Here is a 24,940-nt window from a genome sequence, read left to right on the forward strand (position 1 = left end):
GAGAAGTCACTTCCCGGACCCGCCGAGACCCGGGATAGAACTCTCCTCCCGGCGGTGTCCTGACACAGAGGGGAGCCAGATCAGTACACCGGTATGGACCTGCTGGCTTAAAGCGCAGCGGTCGGCTGAGGCCGACGGATGAACTGTCTGTCGCGGGCGGTCACCGAAGCCGTTGGGCTGGCCGCTCGGAGGACGACATCGAGGACCAGGTCTGGATCCGCTACGTAGGCGCCGCTGGCCCATGCGGCATTCGCCTCGATCACGGCCCAGTGGCCATCGACCAGTCCTACGTCTACGACGATGGCGGAGGGCAACGTGTGCCCATATCCGGCGATGAGATCGGCGCCGAAGGCTAGCGCGTCTGGCGACGGAGGGCCGAGGTGCAACCGGCTGTGCGCGGCGTACTGGCTGCCGGTGTGAACCACACCGTCGAGCAGGTGCAGCCGGTACTCGGCGGTGAAGTCGACGATGTCGCTGACGAGCACTGGAGTCTGCCGGTCGACAGCGTCCGGGCCGGGCAGGCGGGAACCATCGGTGTAGATCATCGCCGAGATGTTCTTGTCGTTGGGCGACTTGATGAACGCCGGTCGACGGAGTTCGTAGGCCTCGCCGATGGCGACCATGGTGATCTCGCGGCCGGTGAGTTCACGAGGAAGGCTAGTCAGCCAGCCAGGTTCCGCCTCCAGGGGCGCGATCCCGAGCACCGGTGCGACGACGTCGGCGAAGCTCGGTCCCGCGTGAAGGTGATCAGCACGCAACCCGGCGGGTACTTCGAAGGTGTGCAGCTGGACGGTGCGTAGTCCGCGTCGATGAGCGGCGTCGCGCAAGCTCTGAGCCGAGGCTGTCAGGCGCGGCGGCAGGACGAGTGTCACGGCCGATGATCCTGCCTGAATACACCGTCGCAGTTACAGCGGTTTGCTGCTCGTCGGCGACCTCGACGATGAAGACGCAGAGATATCCTCTCGAGCACCTGTTGGAGGAGGCGTCAATGGGATTGTCTGGCAGGGATTGCCCTGACTGTGGTCGGCGCGTGAGCAAGCCGTTCGAGAAGACCATCACCGGCCGGCAAGTTTGCCCGGACTGCGCGAACGCCCTGTTTATGGGCTCGGCCGCTGGCACGATCACCGGCAACGTCGGTTCCGGATACGGAGTGTGGGCGATGCTCATGCGAAAGATCCGACACTCCGGCTGACCCCGATTGCTGAGAGCATCGCATCATGGGCATCGCCGGATTCCGCTCGAACATGCGTAGCCTGATCGGGCTGGCGGCCGTCTGCCTAGCCGTCGCGGCGGTCATCAGCGTCGCCCCGAACCCTGTACCTGAACGCGACTGGCGACCACCAGCTGGCTATGTCCTGGCCGACACGGTCTCGCTCGACGACGAGCACACGTTACGGCTCTGGACCGGGCCGTCCGGCTGGTATGTCGAGAGCATGCTGTCCGGTCGGCACCAGGCAGCCGTCGGAGCAGGCAGTGGCGGCGACCAGTCCAGCGTGAGCGAGGTCCTCAATGGGCTAGTGGGCCAGTTGTCCCTTGCTGGCGCGACGGCCGTCGCGGTCGGGTCGCCTACACCTGTGCGCGCCCGGGTTCACTCCGGAGTGTTCCTCGTCTCTACGTCGGTGATCCGATCGACCGATCGGGCAGTTCCGGTGACGCCACTCGACGTCAACGGAAAACCCCTCGCTCCGGAGACTCTCGTAGAGGTCGCCGGCCGCGGCTGATCCCTACGATCCAAAAGTTCAGCACTCGTAGCCCAACGGATGGTGATCATGGGCTGGGCTGAGGCACTCAGTTGGTGGGTTCGTGGGGCAGGTACCAGCCGCCGAGTGCCTGTCGTAGTCCGCACAGGAGGATTCTCGCCGCGATCGATGTCGCGATCGCGATGAGCAGACCCCCGTACCACCGGTCCCGCGGGTCGCGGCCGATCGAGTCCGCCGGGGGCGGAACTGCGGGCTGCCGGCCAGTGTTTGGTTGGCGCCAGCACTGCTCCCGCAGCCACATCGGTCGATCGGGCAGCATGCTCACGATCGCCGCGCCATGTCAGCGGAAGATCCGTGCACCGATCGTGACGACGATCCGTTGGTCCCCAACGCCGCAGCCGGATTGGACTACGCCAATTGGCCGGACAAGCCTGCGTAGCATGTTCCGCCATGCACCGCATCGTCATCAGGCCACGCATCCAGATCCCGGTCCTAGTCGTGATCTTCGCTGTATGGACCCTGCTGGGCGTCACGTACTTCACCTCCGGGGACGTACTGGCCGAGCGCGACTCGTTCGGCATCGTGCTGGGATGCCTCCTCGTCACGAGCGGCCTGGCCGGAATCTGGCGAGCTCTTCGACTCGGCGTGGTAATCGGCGGAGAGGGTGTCCGTGTCCGCGGCTTCGACAGCCGTGACCAGGTCACACCCTGGAGCGCGATCCAGTCGGTCGACTGCGAACAGATCGACATACGGGCAGGCTTGCCGCTCTACGCTCCCGTCCTCCACCTCGGCGACGACGCCATGCCTCTCTCAGCGCTCGGCTCATACTCACGGCAGGACGCCGAGCGCAAGGCCGCACAGCTGCGGAGCCTCAAAGCCAGCGCCGCGCGTTCCTGACCGAGACGCAGAGGCGGGCGCCCGACCAGCGGCATGAGAGTGCGCTTTGGGTCAGCCCTGTGGGCGCCGATCGCGTACCTTGCAGGCATGCCAGTGGCATCCGCCGACGCGCTGCAAGCTGCGGTCGCTACCCCGCCAAATCGTCGCCTCGCAACGATTGCGTTCTCCCTAGCGCTGGTCGCCGTAGGGCTGGTCGGCGGCTTCGGGGCGGCCAAGCTTGCCGACGATCCGAACACCGCCAAGCCGGAGCTGCTCGTTGGGACGGTCACCTGGTCGAACGACCAGACCAGGTCCATCGCCTTTGAGGAAGACGGGGCCCTACGGGGCCCTCTCGATGGCGACACGATCTACTCAGTAATCGCCGAAAGCTGGCAGGACGTTAGCGGGACACTGCACAACGACGGTACCTATCCAACCTGCCTGGCCGGCGAGAAGGACGACCCCGTCTCAGAGGACCGGCACCGAATCGAGCTTGAGGTCCTACACCAGGACACGGGCGATCAGCCACAGCACATCGTCGTCCACGTCCACTGCCTCGATTGATGGCATGAGCCGGGCCTGCGCTTCTGGCTTAACCTCGGCCACGAGACCGGCCCAGAGTGATCGTTTGGTGACACCCACTCAATTCGGCATGAGCGGACGCCGCTCGACTGACGACCGGGAGCAAACGGGCCGACCTCTTCGGGTCCGCCGAAGAGGTCTCCAGGCTGAAGGGCCTGCTCAGGACGTTGCGGGTGGGATCTGCGCCTCGAATGACGGAACTGCGGCGGAGTCCAACAAGCTCACCCGCAACGCTCCACATCGATCTGCAGCATGCCTGCAGACGTGGCCTTAGGCGAACCGAGACGCCGGCCGGCGCCAGCCATCCTGGGCGCAGCAACGCCTGACCACTTCGACCTCTACTGGGAGGTCACGCCGCACCGCGCGACCTCCATCACCCCAGGTCAAGGCCCCTCGCCTCTCCGGCATCGGTGAGCACGCCGCGGCCAGGAAGAGCACGAAGGGCCGCAGGTCGGCCCCGGGACGACCCGCGCAGCTCAGCCGGGTTGAGCGCGGCTCGGCACCAGGACGCCTGACCGCGTGGTGGAGTTGCGATGGTGTTGTGGTCAACCGCGCGGCGCTCGGTCCGTAGGAGCGTCGAGACGCCGAGCTGCACGGCTCGGGGGTGCGGGGATGGTGCCGTCAGCACGAGTCGTGGCCGCCGCAGTCGCAGCCGCAGCCTTGGATGTGCGGCGGTGGAGCGTGAGAGTCATGACGAGCACGACCAGCGCTCCGACGATCAGCCCGAGGATCGCGCTGGCCACCGTGTTGACGAGCCAGCCGACGAGCCCGCCGAGAACACCCGTGGCGTCGTGGGCGGCGACCTCCACGTGGTGCACGGCCTCGTACAGGAAGTGCAGGTTCAGCTCGTTCGTGCCGAGCAGCAGGATGTGCCCGCCCACCCACAGCATCGCCGCGGTGCCGACTACCGTCAGCACGGTGAGGACCACCGGCATCGCCCTCACCAGACCGCGGCCGAACGTGGCGACGGCGCCGGAACGTTGCGACAGGCGCAGCCCGGCGTCGTCCATCTTCACGATCAGGGCCACCACGCCGTACACCAGGACGGTTATGACGACGGCGACGACAGCCAGGATCGCCAGGCGGGACCAGAACGCCTCATCGATCACCTCGTTAAGGCTGATGACCATGATCTCCGCCGAGAGGATCAGGTCGGTTCGTACCGCCCCAGACACCAGTGTCGTCTCGTCCTGCACCTTCTCCTCGCCCGCGCCGGAGGCACCGTGATGGGCGACCTTGGCCCACACCTTCTCCGCGCCTTCATAACAGAGGTAGGCGCCGCCGAGCATGAGGATCGGAGTGAGCATCCAAGGCACGAACTGACTGAGCAGCAGCACCGCCGGCAGGATGATGAAGAACTTGTTGCGCAGCGACCCCACGGCAATGCGCTTGATAATCGGCAACTCGCGCTCGGCCGCCAGGCTCCGCACGTACTGCGGCGTGACGGCAGCATCGTCGACGACGACACCCGCAGCCTTGGCGCCGGCCTTCGCGGCGGCCGCCCCGATGTCATCAATCGACGCGGCAGCGGCCCGGGCCAGCACCGCCACGTCATCCAGCAGGGCTACGAGTCCACCAGCCAAGGGAGGGTCCTTCCAGGGTTGCGCAGAATTCGAACTGGCCCATTCTCGCTCAGGTCCCCGCGCGCGGCATGTCACCGCCCCGTCATGTCAACCGATGCGTGGTCTACGTGGTGAGCCGTCTCCGTGTCGTCAACAAGCAGCGGCGCGCCTGTTGCGGCGCTGCTCCAGCAACGTGGCGCGACCCGGCCTATCCCGGTCACGACGACTGGGCGATGCTCGGCGCCGGCGCATGCGGCGCGAGCCCGGTGCATGTCGAGGCGACGCCGATCCGCTTCGACGTCGCCCGCTCACAGACGAGGTTCTGCGGGAGGTGGAGGCGCAGCTTGGACGCAAGCTACCCGCTGCGTACATCGACCTGGCCCAGCGACACAACGGCGGGGTGTTGGCCCGTGACGCCCACCCCTCGCCCAGCCGAACCTCGTGGTCCGCAGACTATGTGGCTGTGTACAGACTGGCGGCCACCGGTCGGACTGCTTCATTCAGCCTGTGCGGCGAACTCGGGAACGCGTTCTGGATAGCGGAGTGGGGCTACCCCGACATCGGCCTCTACATCGCAGACTGCCCCTCAGCGGGCCACGACATGATCGCCCTCGACTACCGATTCCCCGGCGAGCCGACAGTCGTACACGTCGACCAGGAGTGGAACTACCAGATCACGGTCATCGCCCCCGACTTCGAGACGTTCCTAGGCGGCCTCGTCGACGAAAGCGGGTTTGATGGAGACGATTGATCGCCCGCTCGGCACCGGGCCGAGGCGCTAACGGATGGTGAAGGTCAGCGGGTTCGAGATGCCGAGGCCGCCGTGGGAATCGTGGACCCGCACGGTGAAGGTGGACGACGTGCCGGCCGACAGGGCCGTCTGGAACTGGTAGCGCTGTCCGCTGTCGGTCGGCGTCACGGCCAGCCGGGTTGCGCCGAGGTAAAACTCCACCCGGCTGACGAGGTCACCGGGATCGGTGTCGGCGACGTCGGCGACGTCGGCGACCAGCGTGACGGTCGTCGGCTCGAGGAAGTAGGTCTGCCCGCCGGGGGTGCTCAACGCCACCGCCGGCGGGTGGTTGGTGCCGGTGGACGCCGGCGTCACCACCGTGACCAGCAACGGTGGCGCAGCGCCAGGTAGCGACTGGTCGGTGCCGGCCGAGACGTACAGCACGAAGGTGGTGCTGGTGCCGGGCTCCCCGATCGGTGGTGTCCACAGCGCCTCGAACCGGTCACCGGCCGTCCTCACCCCCCGGGCCACCGTGACGCCGTCCACCCGGAACGACACCGAGGTGATGCTGTGTCCGCCTCCCACGGTCGCGGTCGCCGCCAGCGGGACGGTTCCCGGCGTGGTGTACACCGCGCCGGCGGTCGGGCTGAGCCAGGTGACGATCGCCGGGTAGTCAGCGACCGGCGGTGTGGTCGTGCGGGTCGGCGTCACGCTGGGCAGGACGCCGCCGGTGCACGTGACGCCGTTGAGCGTGAACGACGCCGGTATGGGGTTGCTGCCCGACCAGACGCCAACGAAACCGATGTTCGCGGAGCCATTGGTGCCCAGGGTCGCGTTCCAGCCCAGATTGGTCGCGCTGACCTGCTGGCCCGCCTGCGCCCAGGTGGCGCTCCAGGTTTGCGTGAGCCGCTGGTCGATTGCAGGGAACGCGAACCGCAGCGTCCACCCGTTGACTAGGTCACCCACGTTGGTGACCGCGATGTCGGCGTGGAAACCACCGGTCCACTGGCTGGTGACGACGTAGTTCACCCGACACCCGGCCGCCGCGTTCGCCGCACTGGCGTGTGAGATCGCGGCCATCATCGCGACCATGGCAACAGCGATGGCGGCCACAGCAGTCAGCGACTTCCGCATCGCACACCTCGCCGCAGAAAGATGAACGTCAATGAATATGTCGACTGTCCTGCTGCTCCGCCTTCCTGTCAAGGCACGCACGGCAGTCCTGCCGCCCGCAGGACAACGGACAGCCCGCCCATAGCTGATCGGTAGCGGCCACAGCGCCGAGCAGGCAGAAGAGTGGATAGCGCAGCTTCCTGCTCAACGGCAGCCAGACAGCATTCACGTTGGGCCGGCGCGCCTAACCCGCGTTCAGCAGATCAGGCCCTCTGGCTCTTGCCAGATTCGCCGAAGAGGTCTTCAGGCTGAAGGGCCTGGTCAGGGCGCTGCCCGTGGGATCGATGCCTCAGACGAGGGAACTGCGGCGAACGCTGGCGAGCTCACCCCGCAACGCTTCACATCGATCTGCGGCAAACGCGCAGACGTAGCCGTAGGCGAACCGAGACGCCGGCCGACACCAGCCATCCCGGGTGCAGCAACACCGGACCACCTCGACCACTACTGATAGGTCACGCCGCACCGCTTGACCGCATCACCACAGGTCGAGGTCCTCGCCGCTCTTCCGTGAGGTTCGTCAAGTACGCCGAACGGCCGCCCGTCTTGGGTGCGCCAGATGTGGGCGGGTACTGGACGCGGTTCACGCTGCCCAACTGAGCCGGGTGCTCTCAGTTCGCCGGGATGCCGGCCCGGTGCGCCAGCAGGCCCGCCTGGGTGCGGTTGTCGCAGCCGAGCTTCTCCAACAGTCGGGAGACGTACCCCTTGACCGTCGCCTCGGAGAGGTGCAGTCGTCGGGCGATCTGCTGGTTGGAGCGGCCGGCGCCGAGACAGCCGAGGACCTCGACCTCCCGGGTTGTGAGCGTGGCGACCAGTTCGCGGACCCGTTCTCCGTCGTGCCGGCTCGCCACCAGCCGCTGGGTCGCGGTCGGGGACAGCACCGTGTGCCCGGCGGCGGCGACCCGTACCAAGTTGACGAGATCCTCCGGCGCCGTCGACTTGAGCAGGAAACCGACGGCACCCGCCCGCATCGCCCGAAGCACGTACTCGTCGAGGTCGAACGTGGTCAGCGCGACGATCCTCGGCGGCGCCGAGGCCCGGGTGAGGTGCTCGATGGCGGTGAGCCCGTCGACGTCCGGCATCCGCAGGTCCATCAGGACCAGGTTCGGCCGGTACCGGGTAACCGCCTCCACGGCCTCTGCGCCGTCGTACGCCTCGCCGACGACCTCGACGTCCGGGGCTGCTTCGAGAATCGTCCGCAGGTAGGCGCAGACCATCCGTTCGTCGTCGACGAGCAGGATCCGGATCATCGCGTGGCGGTGGTCGGCACGTGCCCGGGCAGGGTGGCCCGCACCGCGAAGCCGCCCTCCGGGGTCACCGCCGCGGCCAGGGTGCCGCCCAGCACGTCGACCCGACTCCGAAGGCCAGCCAGGCCGGAGCCTCCGCCGGCGGCGGCGAGGTCCGGGTCGGGGGCACGGTCGGGCCGGTCGTTGGTCACGGTCGCGCGGACCAGATCCGGCTGGTAGCGGATCAACACGGTCACCTGCGAGCCCGGCGCGTGCTTGTGGACGTTCGTCAGGGATTCCTGTACCACTCGAAAGAGGGTGCGCCGCACGGCCGGTGCCAGTGCTGACGGGTCACCCTCCTCGTCGAGACGGACCGGCAGACCGACCGCGCGCGAGTCGGTCACGAGATCGTTCAGGTCGCCCTCCGCAGCCCGGTCCTCCGCTGCGACGCGGGTTGTCGGTGAGTCGCCATGCCTCAGCACACCGACCAGGTCGCGCAGCTCGGCCAGCGCCTGGCAGCCCGTCGTCCGCAGCTCTTCGGCGGCGCTGCGAACAGCGGGATCCGTCGCGCTGGTGCCCAGCGCCCCCGCGTGCAGCACCATCAGGTTGATCCGGTGGGTCACCACGTCGTGCATCTCGCCGGCGATCCGGAGCCGCTCGTCGCTACGGGCCTGCTCGGCAAGGAGCAGCCGCTCCCGCTCGGCGCGTTCGGCGCGGTCGAGCAGCTCCGCGACGAGCCGGCGGCGGGCACTCACGTAGAGGCCGAGCAGGGCCGAGATGGCCAGCAGTCCGGGCCCGCTGAACGGGTCGTCAACCGTCCAGAGCCGCGCGCCGAGCAGCCAGCACACCCCGAGCACCGCGATCACCGCCCAGGACCGCCGACGGTCGCGTCCGTAGACGATCAGCGCGTACGGCGCGAGGAAGACCGCCGACGCTGGCACCAGCAGGCTGACGCCGGCAATAACCAGGGCCATCGAGTACGGCCGGCGTCGGCGCAGCAGCAGGGTGGCCGCCGCGCCGACCTGCGCCGCCGCGCAGACCCAGACCGGGGCCGGGAGATGCCTCGTACCGGCGCTCGGGAAAGCGACCTCACGGGCCACGCCGGCCGCCGCCGCGAGGACGACCAGCAGCACGTCGACGGCGAGTGGCGGCACCTTTCGGCGGTCCACCGCGCTCATGCGTTGCAGGTTAGCCGGGCTGGCCCGGATCGGCGCGGCGAGCGGCATGAGTACCAACGAAGGGACCGGAGAACGCGACGAAGGAAGGTTGCGGAGGCGACCTCCGGGCCTGTCCCGACCGGGTACGACTGCGGTGGCATTGCCGGATGGCACACTCGACCGATCCCGTGGCGCAACCGGCTGGGCCCCACCGCATCGACGAACTTGACGCGCTGCGTGGGCTCGCGCTCCTCGGCATCGTCATGTTCAACATCGTCCAGATGACCCACCTGACCCGGGTTTCCGGACCGGCCGGTGAGCACCTCGGCGCGTACGTCTGGGAGCTGCTCTTCGTACAACGGCCTTTCCCGATCTTCTCGCTGCTCTTCGGGATCAGCTTCTCGCTCTTCCTGCGTACGGCGGCTCGACGCACCGATCGCCCCCGGCTGGTGCTGCTGCGCCGGCTGCTCTGGCTGGGCCTCTTCGGCGCGCTGCACACCCTGATCCAGCCCGGCGAAGTGCTGAAGTTCTACGCCGTGTTCGGGCTGGTCGTGCTCCTGCCGGCGTCGTACCTATCCCGCCGCTGGGCGCTCGGGCTGGGCATCGTGTTGACCCTCGCCGCCGCGCTGACATTCAACGGTCTCTTCATCATCCCGGGCCTCTTCCTGCTCGGCCTGGCAATCGCGGAGTACGACATCCCGGACACGCTGCCGTCGCGGGGCCGGCAACTCGCGGTCGCACTCGCCGTCGCGGTGCCGGTCGCCGCGGTGACTGGGTGGTTGCAGTTCCGGGCTGGAGTCGGCCCGACCGCCAACTACCGGATCCTGCCGGCCGGGCTCGCCTTCGCCTTCCTCTTCACCGTCGGGTTCCTGCTGCTGATGCGAACCGCCCTGCGACGCCCGCTCGGCGCGCTGCTATCGCCGCTCGGTCGGGTGGCGCTCACCAACTACGTCGCCGCGTCGTTCCTGATCGTGACCGGCGATGCGCTGCTCGGCATCGGCTCCCGATCCTCCTACGGCGCCGTGGTCGGACTGGGCTTGGCGATCGGGGTCGTGCAGGCGATTTTCAGCGTGCTCTGGCTGCGGTCCTTCCGGTACGGCCCGCTCGAATGGCTCTGGCGGTGTCTCACCTGGTGGCAGCGGGAGCCGATCCGCCGCGCCTGACTCGCCGCGCTTGATGAGCTGTCAGCCATTAGCCGACGCTGGCGATGCGGGCAAGTAGGTACATGTCGTGCGAGCCGTCCGCATGGCGGGCCTCGCTGCGGTTCGTACCCGCGGCGGTGAAGCCGGCGTGCCGCGCCATCCGGCAGGGCGCGACGTTTGCCGTCGAATGCGTCAGCTCGACGCGGTCCGCGGGACGAACGTTATTGCACGGCCCTCACCGAGCACCACATCCCATTGCCGAGCGCTGGTCACGGTCATCGGCCCGACGCTGCGTCAACCGTTCCCACCAGCGCCTGCGGCCAACATCGTCCGGTAACCGTCGAACGTTCGGTCGGCGAACCGCTCGTTGATGCGAAACGCGCAGCCGTCATCGCCAACGCATCTCGCGGCCATGGAACGCTCGGCCCGCTGCCTCCCAGTGACACAGCCGTACAGCATCGTGCCGCCACGCGACTGACGCTGCCCGTGCTGCTGTCGGTCCGACAGCAGCACGGGCGGAATAACGGGAGCCACAGAATGCTCAGCCACGACAACCGCCCCCGATCGAGACAGGCTCGGTCGAGGGCGTCGCTGAGATCATTTGCGTGGTCAAGCGCGCTCGACCACCAGTACGCGATACACAGCATGGATGCTGAGATTTTGTGTCCGAGGGGGGATTCGAACTCTTGTACGTATCATCGGTGCTCCATTTCGGGTGCACATGCTCATAGATTACGGCACGTTCGGGGTTGGCTCAACCTCGCGCGCCCATTACCGGGCGTGAGCATGAATCGAAGTCGGGCCGCGTGTGGTCCAATCTTGCCAGCCAGCTGGCTCGGTTATCGACTGACCGAAATGAACGTGCAGGCATCAAGCTTGAGCCCCACCGCAGGGGTCCTGGTGAGTTTCAGTCGACCGGCGTTGACGGCAACCCGTGCCGCTCGCGTTCTTCGGTAGCGAGCGCACCAGGTTCACCGCCTTCGTCGAACTCTGAAATTCACCACAACCGCGCACAGCGCACAGCGCATCCGGCGTCGACCAACGCCATGCAACGAGGTGTTCCCGCAACGCGCAGATCTGCGCTCGCACCGCCAGGGCGAGGGTCTGGATCCGGATGAGTCGCCGGACCGCCGCGGTGTCGGAGCTGGGGTAGACAGTCATGGCGACGGCATAAGCCCTGACGAGCAGGCTGGCATACCAGGCCGGGGCAGGCCTCGAGGCCACCCCGCACCTGCTTCGCGCCAGAGCATCACTCCACTTGACCCTACGCACTCTGATCGATACTTTCCGTGCATGACTCAACATGCGTTGTCCCTGAGTAGAGGGACCTCGATCGGGCTTCGGGCAGCATCCGCTCATGGCTCCCCCGCGCATCAGCCCTGAAGCGTTACAGCGAATGCAGTGGCAAATCCCGTCTGGACGCCGATCGGTGCCGGGAGCGTCCGACACGGGAGGTCGCCACCCTTGGCTCACTGTGACGCCAGTTGTCTGCGTCTGAAGCTCACGAAGATCAAGACTTTGCCGAAGCATTACGGTGAAGAGACGTACGGCTTGTTCAGCTACGGCGCCCAGAAGGAATGCAATGGCTCGGGAACGACTCGTCACACTGCGGATCGTGATATCCCAAGACAGTGCAGGCGTCCACGCAGCCGGCAGATCTGTCCATCCTGCCGTCGCACGTCCCTGACGCTGAACAGGAACGGCAGATTCCCGAAGCACCTCTCCCCCGACGGCACCAACTGTTCCATGTCCGAGGCGAACAACCGCAGATAGGATTCTGAGCAAGCGCCGCGCTTGACGGTCACGTTTCACGCGCTTTTGGCGGACACGTGAGGATCCTGCTTAGAGGCCTGAGCCATCGGAAGTGATCACATTGACCGCCGCGCTGCCAGGGGTCCGAATCATCCGAAAAGTTCGCGGATAACTCCCATTGCTCGTGGCGAGATCGCTTCGTCGGGGCAGAAGTCGCTGCACAGACGTATAGCGTCGTCCACCGTCGTTACCTTGGCCAGCGCCGCCAGGGCGCGAAGGTCGTCCACGTCGCGGGTTCGCGCCGCGAGCGCTTTCATCGCGAAGATGTGCTCCGGCGAGGCGGCCATCACGCGCAGGCCAGGGTGGTCGAAGACTCGTCGCTTGCCCGGGTCGTCCTTGCCGGAGACATACACGCTGGCCTGCTCGTTGAGCCACCACGGCGGTAGGCCCAGTTCGTCGGCCACTGCACGCGCCTCATCGAGGACGACTCCGTGCGGGACGAACATCGCGTCGACGCCCCTGGTCACCCGTTCCGCGTCGTAGGCGAGCGCCATCGCGGCACCACCCACGATGAAGATGTCAGCGACGACTCCGCGGCGGACAAGCCGGTTCGCCCAGGTGGGTGAAGGCGCGTTCGAGTTCCGCGCGCCCCATGAGGACGCCGTCTGATCCGCTCACGCCGCGGCCAGGTCGTGCACGGAGAGGTACACACCGTGCTTCCGGAACGCAGCCGGGGCCCATGCCAGGGCGTCGGCCCGGTGGATGGCCAGTTCGGCCGGGAACCATGCCCGGCGCAGAACACGTACGTCGACCCATGCGGGCGGGGCAAGATCTGCCTGAGCTAGCAGGTGCTCCGCGAGCGCGGCAAGCAGCGCGTCCCACCGTGGGTCTCCGGTTAGCCCGGGCTCATCTCGTAACAGGTCGACCCTGGTTTCGGCGGGTTCCCAGCGGTACTCCTCCAGAAACTCCCATACGAGTTTCCAGCGAGTCTGGTCGGTGTCCGCGGATGCCAGATGGGTGGCCAACCTGGCCAGACTCATCGGTTCGTAGCTGGTACCCATCGGGCAAGCCTCACCTTCGAGCCGACGGCTTCATCCGTTGCAGACTATCGCGGCGCCGCCCGCGAACACCGCAGAGGTGAGGTGGCGACGGGTGCCCGATTTTGGGCCGCGACCCTGCTCGGAGCGTTCACTCATGGTGCGCGCACGGCATCACCCTTGTGATCTTGGTTGTAGGCAGCGCAGTCTGTGACGTTGCCTGTCAACTAACAGGGGGTGCATGCGAGCGTGACTCTCAGTCAGGATGCGATCGAGAAGGCGACAAAGTTGGTCGAGTTTCTCGCTGAGGTGACGGCCGCAGTCGAGCGGGACCCAGTGTGCGACATTCTGGAAGACCCGGACGCGCCTGATCCCGTCATCTGGCTCGATGCCCTACCGCGGGGCGTTCAGTGGATGGCTAGCCCTGCCGATGATGTGATCATGCGGCTGCGTCCGTCTCGGCCACCGACGGAGCCGACGCCGCCGGAGTTGCTGCACGAGTGGATCGACATGGACCCCGTGGGCAGGTCCGCTGGTTCTGCGCCGCGCCTGTTGGACGCTCGACTGAGCGGTGATGACAGTCACGAGGCACCGCCGGGGCGGATTGTGCGTGCTTTCGACGCTTGGGTTGAGCAATGGCAGGCATGGTCCGACGAGGCTCGACGCCTGCACGCCGTTGGGCAGTTGTATGAGCAACTTGAGCGCGCTGCCAAGACGATGGAGCAGCAGGACGACGAGTACGAGTTCGTTCTCGGGATCGGTCTGCTTCGGTGGACGGCGCCGGACGGCACCCGTTTTCGTCGTCACCTTATGGCCGAAGGTGTAGTCGCTCGCCTGGACAGAGCGACGGCCGAGGTGTCGGTGTCGTTGGGGACGGGACGCAGAAGGGTCGAAGACCGGGAAGTCCTAGGCGATCAGGAGCTGTTCCGGGGTGAGCGTGGGAGGTATCGCCGTCAGGAGATCGTCGACGGGGATCTGCCATGGCTGGCTTTGCTGCCTCCGATCGTGGGCCTTCTCGAGGAATGTCTGGATACTGCGGTGCACCAGGAAGCCCACCCCGCGGTGGCGGGTGAGGAGTTGCCGCGCATCCCGGTGGTCAGCTTGTCGCCGGCGCTGTTGGTACGTCGGCGCAGTCGGGTGCTCCTCGCCGAGGCTTATCAGCACATCCGGGAGGCGCTGCGACAACCTGACGCACAGGTTCCCGTTGCGCTTGCTCAGCTTGTGGTGGACACGGAGCCCGAGCAACGTAACGGATGGTTGAGGAGTCAGGGCGCTGTCAACGGCGACGTGCTCGGTGGCGACCCTCTCTTTCCCAAGGCGACGAACGATGAGCAGATGCGCGTCATCGAGCTGCTTCGCTCCGAGACAGGGGTCGTGGTTCAGGGGCCGCCGGGCACCGGCAAGACGCACACGATCGCCAATCTGGTGTCGGCGCTCCTAGCGCGCGGTCAGCGGGTGCTCGTCACGAGCCAGAAGGATCAGGCGCTACGCGAGCTTCGCGAGAGGGTTCCGGCGTCGTTGCGTGATCTCTGTGTACTGATGACCGATGGCAGAAACGCCGCTACCGAGGTCGGCTTCGGTCTTGACGCTCTGTCCCACCTGACCGCGTACGCCCATACGGAGGAACTGACCAGAAAGGTTGAGGCGCTTCGCGGCGAACGGCACGAGCTGCGGTCTCGATCCGCCTACCTCAACCAGCGCTTACAACAGCTGCGTGAGGCGGAGTTCATCGCTCACGACCCGGTCGTGCCCTGGTTCAGCACCGAGCTCTACCGGGGATCACTTGGTCAGATCGCACGTCAGGTCAAGGGCAACGCGAAGCAGTTCGACTGGATGCCGACGGCCGTACCCGACCTACCCGACAGGCCACCCTTGACGACCGCGGAGGCTACCGAACTGGTGCATCTGCTACGAACGACGAACCCAGCTCGACGTGCCCGCCTCGCCCAAGTGATCCCTGACCTGTCAGACCTACCTACGCCGGCCGCGCTCGCCGAGGCGTTCGACGCCGAACTCGACGCCACGGCCGCCGTTCAGGAACACACCACTGTGTGGGCGCCCCGTTTGGCGGCTGCCGGTGAGGACATGCTGAAGGACCTGGACCTGCTCGGGCAGCGCTTCACCGCCATCGTGGAGCGTCTCGGGTTGGACCCGGACTCTGACTCGTCGCGGAACTGGGTGGCACGTGCCATCGCAGATCACTTCTCGGGACGGCGGCAATCCCTGTGGCGGCACGTGGCCGAGGTCGCCGGACGCGCCGAGCGCCTGCAGGCCAAACTTCGGGTGCACACGTTGGGTGCGGAAGTGCGTTTCACGAACGCTGGTGAGCTCGACCTGGGGCAAGCCCGTCACATGCTCGCCGTGGGCCGCGAACTCCGCACTTACCTTGCAAGTCTGACCTGTCGCACGCTTCTCGCCGTGCAGCCGGCCCGCATCAAGGCCGCCGCACTGATCAGCGGCATGCGTGTCGATGGAAGGCCACCGACTACGGTGCCTCTGCTAGACGCCGCACTTGATCATCTCGAAGTTCATATCGAAACCACTCAACTCCTGCGGCTGTGGGCCGACGTCGGGGTAGTTATCACGCCCGGCCGCGTCACCGCGACCCTGTCCGAGCTGCAAGATTCGTACCGCCACCTTCAGCACGTCCAACAACTCGCCGGGGTCCACACCACCATCGGCGACCGCCTGGAAGCTACTGGTCTGCCGAGAAGGATGCCCACCACTGACGACGTCATCGCGGTGACCTCGTCCACCGCAGCCGCCCGCCACCACATCCGCCTGCGAGCAGCGCAGGCCGCCATAGCCGGACACCGTGACGCAGTCCGAAGGCACATGACGCGCGAGAACCCTTGCCCTGAGGTTGAACTCCTCATCGCCGCCATCGACCAGCGATCCCTTGAGGAATACCACCACGCAGTCGATGCACTGGACACCGCGCGTCGCGAGCAGCACGCCGAGCGACGCCTCCTCAGCCTCAGCCATCAAGTGGACAGTGCCCATCCGCAACTACTTCGCCTGCTGCAAGACAGCTGCCTGGATTCTCACTGGGACGACCGCATGCGATATCTGCCTGCGGCATGGGCCTGGTACCACGCGGACCGTTTCGTGCGCGCCCAGCGCACAGCTGGCACGGAACAAGTGGTCAGACGGGACTACGACGACGTCGAGGTACACCTAGCCCAGGTCACCGAGCAGCTCGCAGCGGCCGAAGCAACTCGGGCGTTCGTCAATCGCCTGACTGACGCCGATATGCGCGCCCTTCGCAGCTTCCGCGGGTTCCGCAAGCAGATCGGGGCTGGCGGCGGCCGCAAGGTTCGCGAGCTGCGTCAGGCAGCGCAGGCGGCGATGAGTAAGGCCCAGAGCATCGTGCCTGCCTGGGTGATTCCCCTGCCGAGCCTGCTCGAGAATCTGACCGTCGAACGCAATGCCTTCGATGTGATCATCGTTGATGAGGCGAGTCAGGTTGGCCTGGAACATCTCTTTCTTTTGTGGCTGGCACCAAGGATCATCGTTGTCGGCGACGACCAGCAATGCACCCCGGCACCCAATCGGATGGGCAGGACCTTCGACGAACACTTTCGGGCTATTGGGGACCATCTCGGCGACCTTGATCCCGAAATTCGATACCACTTCACCCCTAAAGCTCACCTGTACGGTCTCCTCTCGGCGCGATCCGGAAGAGACGCCGTCGTCCGTTTACGGGAACACTTCCGATGCATGCCTGAAATCATCAACTGGTCGAAGGAGCAGTTCTACCGCGGCGCCAGTGAGATCATCCCATTGCGCGAGAGGAAAGCTGCCGATCTGGAGCCGCTGCGCGTCGTTCATGTCGAGGGTGCCTACCAGGAGGGATCTGCACAGGCAGTCCGCAACCCGGTAGAGGCGAAACGCATCGTGTCACAACTGCTCGAATGCCTGAACGATCCCACGTATGCGGGCAAGACGTTTGGCGTTATCGTGCTGCAAGGCCACGGACAAATCAAACTCCTTGAGCACGAGATCAACGCGGCTATCGCACCGGAAGTCCGCGCCGCCCGTCAGATCAACGTTGGCTCGGCGCCCACCTTCCAAGGAGCAGAGCGTCACGTCATTTTCCTGTCCACTGTCGTCACTGCGGCGCCTCGACGGGTCGGCGAGAACCTGTACCAGAACTACAACGTCGCCGCCAGTCGCGCTCGTGATCAACTCTGGCTCTTCACCTCCGTTGCGCCCAAGGACTACAAACACGATGACCTTCGCGCATCACTGATCAACTACATGCTGAACCCGCCGTCCGTGTACGGACCCTCGCCAGACCTCAAGAGTGTCAGCGCCGACCGCCAGTGTGCTCCGTTCGAATCCTTGCTCGAACAGCGCGTGTTTCGGATCCTCAAACGTCGCGGCTACCACGTCGTGCCCCAGTTCAAGGTCGGATCGCGCACGCTTGACCTCGTGGTCGTAGGAGACGGCGGCAGGCTCGCAGTGGAATGCGACGGCCACCGCTGGCACACCCGACCGACGGACGTCATCTCCGATGGGCGTCGCGACCGAGAACTGTTCCGCATGGGTTGGGAAGTCATCCGCATACGCGAAAGCGAGTTCGAGCTCGACGCCAACAAGGAGCTAGCGACCCTGTTCACCCGGCTCACGGAACGTGGGATCGCCCCGCGAAACGCATCGGACACACCTGCCAATGCCTGGAAGCCGATCGAGTTGCTTTCCGAACATGAGGAGCAGAACCTATGACAACTGATCCCATGAACAACAGGAGCGAGGCCACTGTCGACCTCGACGGCAACGTCCTCGACCGACTCGCAGACCTCATCTGCGGCGACGACAGCACCCCCTACTATCGGACCGGCCGACAGATCACCGCCCTGTTCGAGGCCGCAGGCTGGCGCCGCGTAGGCGACGTCAACGGCGGTCGCCGTGAATGGGTCCTCCATACGTTGCGTCGCCGCCGCGACCCTGATGGGCTCCGCCGGCTGCTACTCCGCCTCGCCGACCCCCGCGAATATCTCGACGACGACGAGGCGCGGTGTCACCTCGTCGACGACCTCAACGGGCTACTCGCCGTGGAGGGCTACCAAATCCGCTACGCATCGGGCCGGCCCGAACTCGTCACGCAGACCCCGACGATGACGCGACCTACCATGCAAGTGCCGCTGGAACTCACCGCGAGCCTCGCCAACATCCTGAAAGACCCAGACTTCGGTCGCCACCTCACCGCCCGACTCAACGAGGCCCACATCTGCTGGCAATCCGGTGCCTGCACCGCCGCCGTCATCATGCTCGGAAGCCTGCTCGAAGGCGTCCTCTACGACGTGGCGCTCGCTCAACACACCGGAGGCCCGCGCCCCACCGATAACCTGGAGTCGCTGATCGATTTGGCTGCCGAGAAAAAGTGGGTTGCTCGAGACGTGACCGACTATGCCCACGTATTGCGCAACCACCGCAACCTGGTACACCCAAAGAAGCAGATCAAGCAGCACTACTCGCCCGATGACGACACTGTCCGGATCGCCTGGAACGTCGTCGTAGCCGCACTCAACGACCTCGAACAGCTCAAGGCATAGACGCTGTTCCAACCGGGATCGGATCAACATGGCGCACGGGACGATCGGGCCATCCGGGGCCGCGCGATCGCCATGCCGGCACCCCATCAACGCGCTTGGCCCGAGCGCCTCAGCATCCCAACGCGACCGCTTGAGACGCCGCACGAAACAAACTCAACGACGGGGCAGCCGTGACGTGCTGCCGAAGAACTTTCCGCTGGGACCGAGGGCTGCAAGGCCGGTCCGCTCGCCTCGCCGCGTGCGATGCATTTGGAGGTGGTTCCCCCGACACCGCACGCGGCGACTTTCCCTACTCGGACGTGGGCGATACGACGTGGTTCACCTGCGACCACGTGCCGCGGGCGTGATCTGCCGCCCGGGCCAGTGGATGGGGCTGGCCGGTCATGGCCGACAAGGCGTTGGCCACGTCGTGCAGATCAGCCTTGATGTAGGTGGTGGTGGAGGAACCAGGGCTGTCGGTGTGTCCGGCGTAGGCGCGGGCAATGCCGTAGCCGAAGTGCCGTTCGACCCAGGTCAGCGTGGTGTGCCGCAGCCAGTGGGTCGAGATGCCATGCACGGCTACCCAGGGCAGGCGCTCACCTAAGCGCTTCCACAGGTGGTCGTAGCGGCGGCTGGTGATCGGTTGGCCGTTGCGTGCGCGCAGGAGCGGATCGGTCGGCAGGACCGCGCCGCGGGCGTCGGCGTGCTCTCGCAGGTGTCCGGCGAGATCGAGGGTGACGGGCTGCCAGCGGACAGTGGGTCCTTTCTCGATGAGGCGGACGAGCCCGTTGGTGGTATCGAGGTCGACCAGCCGTAGGGCCAGGGCGCCGCCGCGGCGGCACGCGGTCTCGGTGTGCAGGCGCAGGAGCAGCGCGTCGAGGATGACGTCGTTTCCGCTGGTGCGCGCCATCGCGTTGATCTCCTCCAACTCGTATGCGGTCAAGGCGCGGCGGGTGCCGGGTAAGCGTCGGGGTTTCGCGACGCGGTGCGCGGGGCTGGCGGCGGCGTCGATCAGCCCGTCGGCGATGGCACGTCGGTAGAACGCGCGGGCGGCGGCGATGAGGTGCTCACCAGCGTGCCGGCCGTTGCGGCTGTTGCGCCGCGACGCGGCGCTGGCGATCATCGCCTGTTTCAGAGCCTCGACATCACTGGCGGTGACGGAGTCCACGGGCCACTCGGGCCACGCGGCGGCCATCCGCTCCCAGTAGGTGCCGTAGGTGCGGCGTGCTCCAGGCCCGGCAGCGGCGACAACACGGGGCAGGTACTCGGCGACCGTCGGCACAACGGACGGCGTCGCGGGATGCGATTGCAGGTCGGTCAGCGTGACGCCCAGGTGAGCCAGAACCTGTCGTGCGGCAGCGACGGCGGCGGGGTCAGCGGTCATTGCCGACTCCCGCCAGGTGAGTGTGCAGGTCGGCGAGCAGGCGTACGACGGTGCTGACGGAATGCACAACGAGTAGGTCGTGCGTGACGATGGCGGCGAGCAGCACGGGTTGGCCGGGCTCTATGCGGCACATGTGCCGGGCATTCGCCGGCAAGGGTAGGTCACCTCGGCTGCCCACCCGGTGGAGGCCGTCGCTGGCCGAGCAGATGACGAGCATGCCGTGGCGCGTCTGAACGTCGAGGCGGTGGTGCGGGGGCCAACCCAGCGCTCGCAGGAGGTGCTGCGCGCTCACCCGGCCACAGCGTGCCGGAAGAGCCATCCACAGCAACAGGGGCGCGTCCGTGATCGCCGACGGACAGACTCGGGCAGGTAGAGCGGGCATCGGCATCGGGCTTGGACCCGGACGCGCGGGCAGGGCAGCAGGTACGAGTGGACCGACGAGATGTTCCTTCGGTCGGATAAGTTGTGTCATGACCGAACAATCACATTCAGGCAATACGTGACGAGGCACGATCCGTTCGGCCGCCTCCTACTGGCCCTTCACCGGCCGCTGCTGACATCAAGATCACGCGCAACAACAGAGGGCCGGGAAGGTATGAATGAGCGGACCAGGTTCCTGCCCAAGACTCGGTCACGTCCGCGTTGGTGGTGTAGGAGACGACCATCGGAATCCGGTCTGATGCTATGCGTCGATTCGGGTGGGTCGGCCTGGGCGGTGTTGTGTCGGTCGGGCTGGACTGGGCTGGGCTGGGCTGGGCTGGGCTGGGCTGGGCTGGGCTGGGCTGGGCTGGGCTGGGGCGAGCTTTGACCAGTAGTTCCACGCCCATGTAGCGGCGTCCTTCGGTCCACTCAGGCGCTCCCAAGTGGAGAAATTTATCGCTGGATAATTTCGGGAACGCCAGCTTCGTCCAGCATCTCGAAGAAGTCGGCGACGCCTCCGCCACGGGCGTGTGGCGTAGTAGCACCCCGGACGTGGACATCGTGGCTGATACCTGGCGCCACACCGGGGCCAGCCCGCGGGGTTGGGCGGCCAGCGGCGTAAGCGACGGTCTCCAGCATCGCCGCGCCGGGCACCACCACCCGGCCCGCGACGACGTGGTCGGCCAGCCACGGCTGTGCGGCCACCGACAGAGTCCCGTGGAGCAGCAGGTCACCGGTGCTCGCCACCGGGAGCTCGACCGCCAGTACCGGGTGCGCTCCCGGTGCCGCGACCGGTGCGGCCCGCCAGGATCGGGCCCGGCGGAACGGAAACGTGGGCAGGTCCGCGGGCTCCGCGTTCGGTACGGCGGGCGGCGGGACGTGGCCGGTGACGTGCAGCCGGGCCAGTGCCGTCGCGTACCTGGTCGGCTCCCCCGGTCCGCCGTCGTCCGCTGGGCGACCGAGCAGTGACACGGTCGCCATGGGAGTCTCGTCCGTGCACTGGTGCACCATCGCAATGAGCGCACCGGTGCCGCCCAGCTCGGCGAACGTGTCGACGCCGCGGTCCAGCGCGGTGCGGACGCCGTCGCGGAACCGGACGGCCTCCCGCGCGTGGCGCACCCAGTAGTCCAGCGACGTCAGCTCAGCCGCTGTGGCGACGGCGCCGGTGACGTCGGAGACGACGGTGCGGGTGGGCGGGGCGAACCGCAGCCCGTCGGCGACGGCGCGTAGTTCGTCCAGGGCAGGCTCGACCAGCGCCGAGTGGAAGGCGTGGCTGACCCGCAACCACGAGGTGCGGATCCCGGCGCCACTCCATGGAGGCCCTGGGTGGGAACGCGCCGCGCGAGATCCGGGTTCGCGGCAGATGCTCGGCTGAGCAGCCGGCCGGCCCAGCCGAGCGTCCGGGGACAGGAGGACCGCCGCCCCGGACGCTCGGCGCCCGGTCAGCGGCGGGCCTGGATCTTCAGATCGCCGCGGGTCTGCGCGCGGATGTGGTCACTGGCGAGCATCGCGTGGGGGAAGCCGAGGTCGATGGCGCTGACCTCGTTCAGACGGGCCAGGTGCGACGGGCTGAGGTCGACCTCCAGGGCTCCCAGGTTCTCCCGCAGTTGCTCGGTGGTCCGGGCCCCGATGACCGGCGCTGTCACCCCGGGGTTCTGCAGGGTCCAGGCGAGCCCGACCTGAGCCGGCGTGCGGCCCAGCTCATCGGCGACCTCCTTGACCACGTCCACGATGGCCAGGCTGCGCTCGGTCACTCCCCCGAGGGCCACGTTGAAGCTCTTCCGGACGCTTCCGCTGTCGGTGTTCGGCGGGGTGGCCAGGTCCTCACGGCTGTACTTGCCGGTGAGCACACCTCCCGCCAGCGGCGACCACAGGACGGTGCCCAGCCCCAACTCCTGCGCCATCGGGATGAGGTCACGCTCACCGGTCCGCTCCACCAGGTTGTACTCCAACTGCAGCGCCACCAGCGGCGACCAGCCCCGCAGATCGGCGATCGTCTGCATGCGCGAGATCTGCCAGGCAGGGGTGTTGGAGATGGCCACGTACAGGATCTTGCCCTGCCGGACCAGGTCGTCCAGTCCGCGAAGGATCTCCTCCACCGGCGTGGTGGGGTCCCACACATGGAGGTAAAGCAGGTCGATGTAGTCGGTGTTCAACTGTCGCAGGCTGGTTTCGACCGCCCCGAACAGGCTCTTGCGGCTCGCGCCCCCGGAGTTGGGGTCGTCCGGCCGACGCAGGGTCGTGTACTTCGTGGCCAGCACGAGGCTGTCGCGCTGGTCCTGGGCGAACTCACCGAGCATGCGCTCCGACGTGCCGTTGGTATAGGTGACCGCCGTGTCGATGAAGTTCCCGCCGCGCTCGACGTAGAGGTCGAACAACTTCCGCGCTTCGTCCCGCTCCGCCCCCCAGCCCCATTCGTTGCCAAAGGTGGCCGCGCCCAGCGCGAGCGGCGAGACCCGCAGGCCGGAGCGCCCCAGTTGCCGGTAGGTGTCAAGGGTGAGTGCCATGGTCTTCTCCTGTGGTTGTGGTTCCGGACGTTCAGGGAGATGTGCAGTGCGCCGGGTGTCAGGAACCGAGTCCGTGGCCACCGGCCACGACGATGTCCTGACCGGTGACGTAGCCGGCCGCCGCCGAGGCCAGGAAGGCGACGACCTCCGCAACCTCCTGGCTGGACCCGAACCGCTCGAACGGAATGTTCGCGCGCATGGCATCCCGGCCGCTCTGGGGGACTCCCAGCTTGTCGAGCAGCGGCGTGTCGGTCGCCCCGGGACTCACGGCGTTGACTCGGATCCTGCGCGGAGCCAGTTCGAGCGCGAGCGAGGGGAGCATCGCCAGGAGAGCTCCGCGGGTCGCTGCTCCCACCGTCGCGCCGGGGCTACCGCGATGGGCTGCGATGCCCACGGTGAGGACGATCGATCCGCCGTCGTTCATGAGCGGCAGAGCCTTCTGGAGGGTGAAGTACTGGCCCTTGAAGTTGACGTCGGCCTGTTCGTCGAACGATTCCTCCGTCACGCCGGCCACCGGTGCGGGGCGGAAGATCCCGGCGTTGAGGAACAGCAGGTCGAGATGCCCGAGACGGTCGGACACCGTTGTCATGAGAGCGTCGGTGTCGGCTAGGACGCGGGCGTCGGCACGGACGACGAGGACGTCGTCGGGTAGCTCCCGCCTCGCTCGCGCGAGGGATTCGGGGTTCTGTCCGGTGACCGCGACCTGGTAGCCACGGGCGTGCAGCAGTTCGGCAGTCGCCCTGCCGATTCCGGTCGTGCCTCCGGTGATGAGCGCTGCGGGCATGGCTTGCCTTTCGTCGAGAGGACGGTTGTCGCCAGTTAGCGGGGAGGTCCCCGCTTAGACCACCGTACACTAACCGGGGAAGTCCCCGATTCGAACCAGCAACTGTGAGGGCCCATGACTCCTCGACCGACCGCCCTGCGCGCAGATGCCCAGCGCAACCGCGCACACCTGATCGCTACCGCCGCCGAAGCCTTCGCCTCCGGGCGGGCGATCTCGCTGGACGCGATCGCCAAACGCGCGGGTGTGGGCAATGCCACCCTCTACCGCCACTTCCCCACCCGGGAAGATCTGGTGGAAGAGGTCTACCGGGACCAGATCCGCCCGCTACGCGAGGATGCGCGAGCATTGCTGGCCACCGAGCAGCCCGCCCAGGCTCTGCACGCCTGGATGCGCCGCTTCGCCGAGTGGGCGGGCGAACGGCGCGGCATCTGCGAGGCCCTGGTCGCCATGAGCGCTTCCAACCGTTTCGGCACCGGACCGGTGTGCGACGAGGTCCAGCAGGTTCTGGGAATGGTGCTCGCGGCCGGCGCCGAAGCGGGGGAACTGCGCAGCGACATCGATCCGGTCGACGTCGGCGGCATCCTCGCCGGTGTGCTGTCCGTTGCGGGTGGGGCCGACCAGCGCGCCCAGCTCGACCGCATGCTAACCATCGTCGTCGACGGACTCAGGTCCTGCTGAGAAGGGGTGTTGGTGAGAACCCATTCGACGCCTACGCCAACCTCGCCGACGCTGCTCGGCGACCAGATTTGGATCGCCGTCACACCCGCCCGGCGAGTACGACGCCGACCTCGGCGACGTGGCCATCCGCCGATGGAACCACCCGTGGCCCTCTACTCCGACGAACTCGGCTGGCTGCGCGAGGCCCCGGCAGTCAACGCCGAGGGCCGGCTCTGCAGCGTCCATCAGCAGCCGGCACACCTCGCGGACGGCCTCTGACGATCAACCGCCCTCCCCTTCGACCACACCCTTGGGGAGACCACGTTCGGGCCGACCGACGTCCCGAGTGGAGCGAGCCCTGGCCTGGATCACCGACCACCGCCGCCTGGCCCGCGATTACGAGACCTACCCCAGCACCTCCGAGGCCATGATCCGGTGGGCCGCCCTCGGCGGCATGCTCCGCCGTCTAACAGCCCGAGGCGAACCCGCCACCCGCCAACAACGCCGCACCTTCAGCACACCCGACTGCCAGCAATGTGAAACGCTCTGTAACAAAGCACTATTAAGGCCTATGTCACCCAGGCGGGATCAACCACACGGCCTCGACGCTGCGCGACATCGGGAACTCTTCACCGATAGAGGCGGATCAGCCAATTGCCGACATGATGCGGCTGGCGTCAGCGTTCTCGCTGTCCGCCCCGATACTCTCGACGGTTC

The 24,940-nt window shown here is 66.9% G+C and carries 22 protein-coding genes and 1 pseudogene; 11 read left to right on the top strand and 12 right to left on the bottom strand.

What is annotated here, in order from left to right:
- Positions 1 to 107 precede the first annotated feature (107 nt).
- Positions 108 to 872 carry an ATP-grasp domain-containing protein gene (locus OHB44_RS22975; RefSeq protein ID WP_330438220.1) on the bottom strand — a complete coding sequence of 255 codons (765 nt, stop codon included), beginning with the start codon at positions 870 to 872 and terminating at the stop codon, positions 108 to 110.
- 158 nt (positions 873 to 1,030) lie between these two features.
- Here OHB44_RS22975 and OHB44_RS22980 point away from each other — a divergent pair, with 158 nt between their 5' ends.
- From OHB44_RS22980 to OHB44_RS22995, 4 genes are all read left to right on the top strand, one after another.
- The gene (locus tag OHB44_RS22980) at positions 1,031 to 1,192 is read left to right on the top strand and encodes a hypothetical protein (protein ID WP_330438221.1); all 162 of its coding nucleotides are present in this window, start codon (positions 1,031 to 1,033) and stop codon (positions 1,190 to 1,192) included.
- 25 nt (positions 1,193 to 1,217) lie between these two features.
- Positions 1,218 to 1,721, top strand: coding sequence for a hypothetical protein (locus tag OHB44_RS22985; protein ID WP_330438223.1), 504 nt, complete (start codon positions 1,218 to 1,220; stop codon positions 1,719 to 1,721).
- 429 nt (positions 1,722 to 2,150) lie between these two features.
- Positions 2,151 to 2,597 (top strand): PH domain-containing protein, encoded by a 447-nt coding sequence (locus tag OHB44_RS22990; RefSeq protein WP_330438224.1) that lies wholly within the window; start codon positions 2,151 to 2,153, stop codon positions 2,595 to 2,597.
- Between the two features lie 87 nt (positions 2,598 to 2,684).
- A complete protein-coding gene (locus OHB44_RS22995; protein ID WP_330438226.1) occupies positions 2,685 to 3,140 on the top strand; it encodes a hypothetical protein in 456 nt (151 codons plus the stop codon).
- A 563-nt stretch (positions 3,141 to 3,703) separates the two neighbouring features.
- Here OHB44_RS22995 and OHB44_RS23000 read toward each other — a convergent pair.
- Complete coding sequence (locus OHB44_RS23000) at positions 3,704 to 4,741, bottom strand: DUF808 domain-containing protein (protein WP_330438227.1); 1,038 nt, start codon at positions 4,739 to 4,741, stop codon at positions 3,704 to 3,706.
- A gap of 229 nt (positions 4,742 to 4,970) precedes the next feature.
- On the opposite strand from OHB44_RS23000, the gene OHB44_RS23005 reads away from it, so the two are divergent.
- A complete protein-coding gene (locus OHB44_RS23005; RefSeq protein ID WP_330438229.1) occupies positions 4,971 to 5,471 on the top strand; it encodes an SMI1/KNR4 family protein in 501 nt (166 codons plus the stop codon).
- A gap of 27 nt (positions 5,472 to 5,498) precedes the next feature.
- On the opposite strand, the gene OHB44_RS23010 is transcribed toward OHB44_RS23005, so the two are convergent.
- From OHB44_RS23010 to OHB44_RS23020, 3 genes are all read right to left on the bottom strand, one after another.
- Positions 5,499 to 6,584: a cellulose-binding domain-containing protein gene (locus tag OHB44_RS23010; RefSeq protein ID WP_330438230.1), complete on the bottom strand. Its 1,086-nt coding sequence runs from the start codon at positions 6,582 to 6,584 to the stop codon at positions 5,499 to 5,501.
- A gap of 647 nt (positions 6,585 to 7,231) precedes the next feature.
- Positions 7,232 to 7,870: a response regulator gene (locus OHB44_RS23015; RefSeq protein WP_238684367.1), complete on the bottom strand. Its 639-nt coding sequence runs from the start codon at positions 7,868 to 7,870 to the stop codon at positions 7,232 to 7,234.
- Positions 7,867 to 9,024 carry a sensor histidine kinase gene (locus OHB44_RS23020; RefSeq protein WP_330438231.1) on the bottom strand — a complete coding sequence of 386 codons (1,158 nt, stop codon included), beginning with the start codon at positions 9,022 to 9,024 and terminating at the stop codon, positions 7,867 to 7,869. The genes OHB44_RS23015 and OHB44_RS23020 overlap by 4 nt, the downstream gene beginning before the upstream one ends.
- Positions 9,025 to 9,170: 146 nt before the next feature.
- On the opposite strand from OHB44_RS23020, the gene OHB44_RS23025 reads away from it, so the two are divergent.
- Complete coding sequence (locus OHB44_RS23025; protein WP_330438233.1) at positions 9,171 to 10,166, top strand: DUF418 domain-containing protein; 996 nt, start codon at positions 9,171 to 9,173, stop codon at positions 10,164 to 10,166.
- A 1,880-nt stretch (positions 10,167 to 12,046) separates the two neighbouring features.
- Here the strand turns inward: OHB44_RS23025 and OHB44_RS23035 are convergent.
- Together OHB44_RS23035 and OHB44_RS23040 are read right to left on the bottom strand one after the other, a co-directional pair.
- Positions 12,047 to 12,451 (bottom strand): hypothetical protein, encoded by a 405-nt coding sequence (locus OHB44_RS23035; RefSeq protein ID WP_330438234.1) that lies wholly within the window; start codon positions 12,449 to 12,451, stop codon positions 12,047 to 12,049.
- Positions 12,452 to 12,571: 120 nt separating this feature from the next.
- Positions 12,572 to 12,958, bottom strand: coding sequence for a hypothetical protein (locus OHB44_RS23040; RefSeq protein WP_330438235.1), 387 nt, complete (start codon positions 12,956 to 12,958; stop codon positions 12,572 to 12,574).
- Positions 12,959 to 13,183: 225 nt separating this feature from the next.
- Here OHB44_RS23040 and OHB44_RS23045 point away from each other — a divergent pair, with 225 nt between their 5' ends.
- Complete coding sequence (locus OHB44_RS23045) at positions 13,184 to 17,662, top strand: AAA domain-containing protein (RefSeq protein WP_330438237.1); 4,479 nt, start codon at positions 13,184 to 13,186, stop codon at positions 17,660 to 17,662.
- Positions 17,659 to 18,492 carry a hypothetical protein gene (locus OHB44_RS23050; RefSeq protein WP_330438239.1) on the top strand — a complete coding sequence of 278 codons (834 nt, stop codon included), beginning with the start codon at positions 17,659 to 17,661 and terminating at the stop codon, positions 18,490 to 18,492. The genes OHB44_RS23045 and OHB44_RS23050 overlap by 4 nt, the downstream gene beginning before the upstream one ends.
- A gap of 289 nt (positions 18,493 to 18,781) precedes the next feature.
- Here OHB44_RS23050 and OHB44_RS23055 read toward each other — a convergent pair whose 3' ends face one another.
- The 5 genes from OHB44_RS23055 to OHB44_RS23075 form a co-directional block, all read right to left on the bottom strand.
- Positions 18,782 to 19,639, bottom strand: a complete 858-nt coding sequence (locus tag OHB44_RS23055; protein ID WP_330438240.1) for a tyrosine-type recombinase/integrase — start codon at positions 19,637 to 19,639, stop codon at positions 18,782 to 18,784.
- A gap of 205 nt (positions 19,640 to 19,844) precedes the next feature.
- Positions 19,845 to 20,147 carry a hypothetical protein gene (locus tag OHB44_RS23060; RefSeq protein WP_330438241.1) on the bottom strand — a complete coding sequence of 101 codons (303 nt, stop codon included), beginning with the start codon at positions 20,145 to 20,147 and terminating at the stop codon, positions 19,845 to 19,847.
- Between the two features lie 581 nt (positions 20,148 to 20,728).
- On the bottom strand, positions 20,729 to 21,721 hold the full coding sequence (locus tag OHB44_RS23065) for an acyltransferase domain-containing protein (protein WP_330441268.1): 993 nt from the start codon (positions 21,719 to 21,721) through the stop codon (positions 20,729 to 20,731).
- Positions 21,718 to 22,782 carry an aldo/keto reductase gene (locus OHB44_RS23070; RefSeq protein ID WP_330438242.1) on the bottom strand — a complete coding sequence of 355 codons (1,065 nt, stop codon included), beginning with the start codon at positions 22,780 to 22,782 and terminating at the stop codon, positions 21,718 to 21,720. Before OHB44_RS23070 ends, OHB44_RS23065 begins: the two co-directional genes overlap by 4 nt.
- Before the next feature lie 58 nt (positions 22,783 to 22,840).
- Positions 22,841 to 23,566 (bottom strand): SDR family oxidoreductase, encoded by a 726-nt coding sequence (locus tag OHB44_RS23075; protein WP_330438243.1) that lies wholly within the window; start codon positions 23,564 to 23,566, stop codon positions 22,841 to 22,843.
- A gap of 114 nt (positions 23,567 to 23,680) precedes the next feature.
- Here OHB44_RS23075 and OHB44_RS23080 point away from each other — a divergent pair, with 114 nt between their 5' ends.
- The 3 genes and pseudogenes from OHB44_RS23080 to OHB44_RS23090 form a co-directional block, all read left to right on the top strand.
- The gene (locus tag OHB44_RS23080; protein ID WP_330438244.1) at positions 23,681 to 24,244 is read left to right on the top strand and encodes a TetR/AcrR family transcriptional regulator; all 564 of its coding nucleotides are present in this window, start codon (positions 23,681 to 23,683) and stop codon (positions 24,242 to 24,244) included.
- A 132-nt stretch (positions 24,245 to 24,376) separates the two neighbouring features.
- On the top strand, positions 24,377 to 24,502 hold the full coding sequence (locus OHB44_RS23085; protein ID WP_330438245.1) for a hypothetical protein: 126 nt from the start codon (positions 24,377 to 24,379) through the stop codon (positions 24,500 to 24,502).
- Positions 24,503 to 24,569: 67 nt separating this feature from the next.
- Positions 24,570 to 24,692 (top strand): annotated as a pseudogene (locus tag OHB44_RS23090) (IS5/IS1182 family transposase); the annotation flags it as partial.
- Positions 24,693 to 24,940: the final 248 nt, after the last annotated feature.

This window comes from Micromonospora sp. NBC_00821 (genome assembly GCF_036347035.1).
Taxonomy (GTDB): Bacteria; Actinomycetota; Actinomycetes; order Mycobacteriales; family Micromonosporaceae; genus Micromonospora; species Micromonospora hortensis.

Bases quoted from the DNA above. Each gene is read 5' to 3' on its own strand.
- OHB44_RS23005 (WP_330438229.1), top strand. From the start codon at position 4,971: ATGCGGCGCGAGCCCGGTGCATGTCGAGGCGACGCCGATCCGCTTCGA.
- OHB44_RS23085 (WP_330438245.1), top strand. From the start codon at position 24,377: ATGGAACCACCCGTGGCCCTCTACTCCGACGAACTCGGCTGGCTGCGC.
- OHB44_RS22990 (WP_330438224.1), top strand. From the start codon at position 2,151: ATGCACCGCATCGTCATCAGGCCACGCATCCAGATCCCGGTCCTAGTC.
- OHB44_RS23025 (WP_330438233.1), top strand. From the start codon at position 9,171: ATGGCACACTCGACCGATCCCGTGGCGCAACCGGCTGGGCCCCACCGC.
- OHB44_RS22985 (WP_330438223.1), top strand. From the start codon at position 1,218: ATGGGCATCGCCGGATTCCGCTCGAACATGCGTAGCCTGATCGGGCTG.
- OHB44_RS22995 (WP_330438226.1), top strand. From the start codon at position 2,685: ATGCCAGTGGCATCCGCCGACGCGCTGCAAGCTGCGGTCGCTACCCCG.
- OHB44_RS23080 (WP_330438244.1), top strand. From the start codon at position 23,681: ATGACTCCTCGACCGACCGCCCTGCGCGCAGATGCCCAGCGCAACCGC.
- OHB44_RS23040 (WP_330438235.1), bottom strand. From the start codon at position 12,958: ATGGGTACCAGCTACGAACCGATGAGTCTGGCCAGGTTGGCCACCCAT.
- OHB44_RS23070 (WP_330438242.1), bottom strand. From the start codon at position 22,782: ATGGCACTCACCCTTGACACCTACCGGCAACTGGGGCGCTCCGGCCTG.
- OHB44_RS23075 (WP_330438243.1), bottom strand. From the start codon at position 23,566: ATGCCCGCAGCGCTCATCACCGGAGGCACGACCGGAATCGGCAGGGCG.
- OHB44_RS23015 (WP_238684367.1), bottom strand. From the start codon at position 7,870: ATGATCCGGATCCTGCTCGTCGACGACGAACGGATGGTCTGCGCCTAC.
- OHB44_RS23050 (WP_330438239.1), top strand. From the start codon at position 17,659: ATGACAACTGATCCCATGAACAACAGGAGCGAGGCCACTGTCGACCTC.
- OHB44_RS23020 (WP_330438231.1), bottom strand. From the start codon at position 9,024: ATGAGCGCGGTGGACCGCCGAAAGGTGCCGCCACTCGCCGTCGACGTG.
- OHB44_RS23035 (WP_330438234.1), bottom strand. From the start codon at position 12,451: ATGGCGCTCGCCTACGACGCGGAACGGGTGACCAGGGGCGTCGACGCG.
- OHB44_RS23010 (WP_330438230.1), bottom strand. From the start codon at position 6,584: ATGCGGAAGTCGCTGACTGCTGTGGCCGCCATCGCTGTTGCCATGGTC.